Annotated in this window: 2 protein-coding genes and 1 riboswitch; both genes read left to right on the forward strand. The window is 73.2% G+C overall.

Features of this window, described 5'->3' with window-relative positions:
* The first annotated feature begins 73 nt into the window (after positions 1 to 73).
* A riboswitch (SAM riboswitch) is annotated at positions 74 to 190 on the forward strand.
* Between the two features lie 41 nt (positions 191 to 231).
* Positions 232 to 1491: an aminotransferase class V-fold PLP-dependent enzyme gene (locus E1293_RS46020; RefSeq protein WP_132206320.1), complete on the forward strand. Its 1260-nt coding sequence runs from the start codon at positions 232 to 234 to the stop codon at positions 1489 to 1491.
* Positions 1492 to 1595: 104 nt separating this feature from the next.
* Positions 1596 to 2937, forward strand: a 1342-nt coding sequence (locus tag E1293_RS46025; RefSeq protein ID WP_165978715.1) for an SseB family protein, incomplete at its 3' end; no start/stop codon positions are given.

Below are 2937 nucleotides of genomic sequence, written 5' to 3' on the forward strand. Positions count from 1 at the left end.
GCCCGAACCACCCCGTACCGCATCGCACCCTCCCGCTTGCTCCCCGACCGGACCCGCCTATACTTCCGCATTAGGTCATGAGCGCCAGCGCCAAGCCCCGGCTCGCTGGCCGGCAACCCTTCGTCCGCGATGGGGTGCCCCGGGTGAAGACCTGGCCGGACGCAACACCGCGTCCCGGCAAGCGCGGATCCCGACGGTCTTCCCGGGGTCCCAGGCCCGGAAGGTCCCGGCATGCCCGCCTTGCTCGCCCACTCGCCGATCACCCCTGCTGTGACGCACGCCGAGGGGGTCCGGGTTCGCCCGATTCCCCGCGTCATCGGAGCGGACGTCCCGGTCCCGCTGCGGAACGGCGGCCACGTCTCCTACGCCAACCTCGACTACGCCGCCAGCGCACCCTGTCTGGAGGCGGTGCACGAGGCCGTCATCCGTGCGCTGCCGTACTACAGCAGCGTGCACCGCGGCGCGGGATACGCCTCCCAGGTCACGACCGGCGCCTATGAGAAGGCGCGCGAAACCGTCCGGACGTTCCTCGGTGCATGGCGGCGTTCCGCGGTCGTGTTCACGCGGAACACCACCGACTCGATGAACCTGCTCGCGCACGCCGTCCCCGCCGGGACGAGCGTCGTCGTGTTCGAGACCGAGCACCACGCGTCGCTGCTGCCGTGGAAGCGCGCCGTGCGGCTCCCCGCGCCCGCCACCCCGGCCGAGGCCGTCTCCGCCGCCGACCGCGCGCTGCGCGAGTCCCCGATCGGGTCGCGGCTGCTCGTCGTCACCGCCGCGTCCAACGTCACCGGCGAACTGTGGCCGCTCGCCGAACTGGCGCAGGTCGCCCACCGCAACGGCGCCCGCATCGCGGTGGACGCGGCGCAGCTCGTCCCGCACCGTCCCGTCGACATGACGGCGCTCGGCCTCGACTACGTCGCCTTCTCGGGGCACAAGCTCTACGCGCCCTTCGGCGCGGGCGTCCTCGCCGGGCGCGCCGACTGGCTGCGCGCCGCCGGCCCCTACCTCAAGGGCGGCGGCGCGAGCGCGTCGGTCGGCGAGACGACCCACTGGGCGCCGTCAGCCGAGCAGCGCCACGAGGCCGGGTCGCCGAACGTCCTCGGAGTCATCGCGCTGGCCGCCGCATGCGACACGCTCTCCGCCGCCTGGGAAGCGGTGGCCGCCCGCGAAGAGCACCTCGTCCAGCGGCTGCGCTCGGGTTTGGCGGCTCTCCCGCACGTCCGGGAACTGACCCTGTGGGGCGACCGGGCGCCGCGCGTGGGCATCGTGTCGTTCGCCGTCGACGGCTGGACGGCGCGGGACGTCGCGCTCGCGCTCTCGGACGAGCACGGCATCGGCGTCCGGGACGGGAAGTTCTGCGCCCACCCCTTCGTCCGGCACCTCCTGGACGGGGACGGGACCGCCGTCCGCGCCAGCCTCGGCCTCGGCACCACCGCGGAGCACATCGACCGCCTCCTCGCCGCCCTGACCGAGCTGACAAGTCGCTGACCTGCGAACTCGCCCGCGCAGTCAGACGATTATGCTCTTTGGTCCTGTTCGCCCATGTAGCGTAGGCAGTCGCGACGACACGGATGAAACAGGGGGTGGCGACCGTGGCCGACGCGTGGCGACCCACATCGGAACTAGAGCACCGGCTGCAGGAGACGGTGCGGGCCGGGGACCAGGAGAGCTACTTCCGCCTCATCGCGGAAAGCGAACTCGTCGTTCCCGTCCCGCCGGACCTGGTGGACGGCGTCCTCGCGGGCGACGCGCAGCCGTCGTGGCCGACCCAGGAGGAGGACGGCCGGGTCCACGTCCTGGTTTACACGTCGGCGTCGGCGATGCGCGCGTGCCTCGGGCCGTCCTACCAGCACTTCATGACCGTCCGGTTCGGCGACATCGCGGAGACCTGGCCGGACGCCCGCTGGTGGCTCGCCATCGACGCGCCCGGCAAGGGCGGCGCCGCCCTGCCCATCGAGGCGCGGCTGCCGTCCTGGTTCGTCCGGCAGGTCGCCGAGGGCGACGGCCGCCCGCCGCAGGTCGGCCGCGCCGCCGCGCCCTGGGAGGAGCTGCGCGACCAGCACCGCGACCTGCCCCGCGAGCGCCCCGAGTTCCAGCCGGCCAACGACGTCGAGCGCGAACTGCTGCGCGCCGCCGCCAACAACGACCACGACCTGTTCCTGCAGACCCTCGCGGCCACCGAGGTGCTGCTGCCCGTCCCGGGCGACACCGACTACACGCTGCGTCCGGGGCGTCCCGGCTTCCCGTGGCAGACCCGCGAGGTCGACGGCTCCACCGTCGTCCCTGTCTTCACCTCCCCCGAACGCCTCACCGAGGCATCCGGAAACGTCGAGTACATCAAGCTGCCGTTCACCGTCGTCCTGCGCTACTGGCCGAACCACGACTGGCTCCTCGCCATCAACTCCGGCTCCCCCGCCGGCGGCACCGTCCTGGCCCAGCAGCTCCCCGGCCTCGCCACCTGGGCCGACCAGCGCGCCGCCCAGCGCATGACGGAAGGCTTCGAGCCCCAGAACGACGTCGAGCAGCGCCTCTTCGACGTCGCCCGCCGCGGCGACACCGACGCCTTCTTCAAACTCCTCCTGGGCGCCCAGGTCCTGGTCGCGGCCGACGCCGACACCCCGTGGGGCATCGTCCCCGGCGACCCCGACTTCCCCTGGCGCCCCGTGCCGGTCCACGGCCGGACGTCCATCCAGCTCTTCACGTCGCTCAAGTGGATGAACGAGGCCATCGGCTCGTCCCGCTTCATCATGCCGAGCCTCCTGGAACTGGTCACCGCCTGGCCCGACCCGTCGTGGACCCTCGTCCTCAACCCGGGCACCCCGATCGACGCGTCCATGCCGGGCGACCAGGTCCGCACCCTCAGCGGCCCGGCCACGCCGCCGTCGGCGTCCACCCCACCGCCTCCGGAAGCCCCGGCGGTCCCCGTGGCTCCCC

The organism is Actinomadura darangshiensis (assembly GCF_004349235.1).
Lineage (GTDB): Bacteria > Actinomycetota > Actinomycetes > Streptosporangiales > Streptosporangiaceae > Spirillospora > Spirillospora darangshiensis.

Excerpts from the sequence above, each read along its gene's own strand:
- E1293_RS46020 (WP_132206320.1), top strand. The coding sequence starts at position 232 with ATGCCCGCCTTGCTCGCCCACTCGCCGATCACCCCTGCTGTGACGCAC.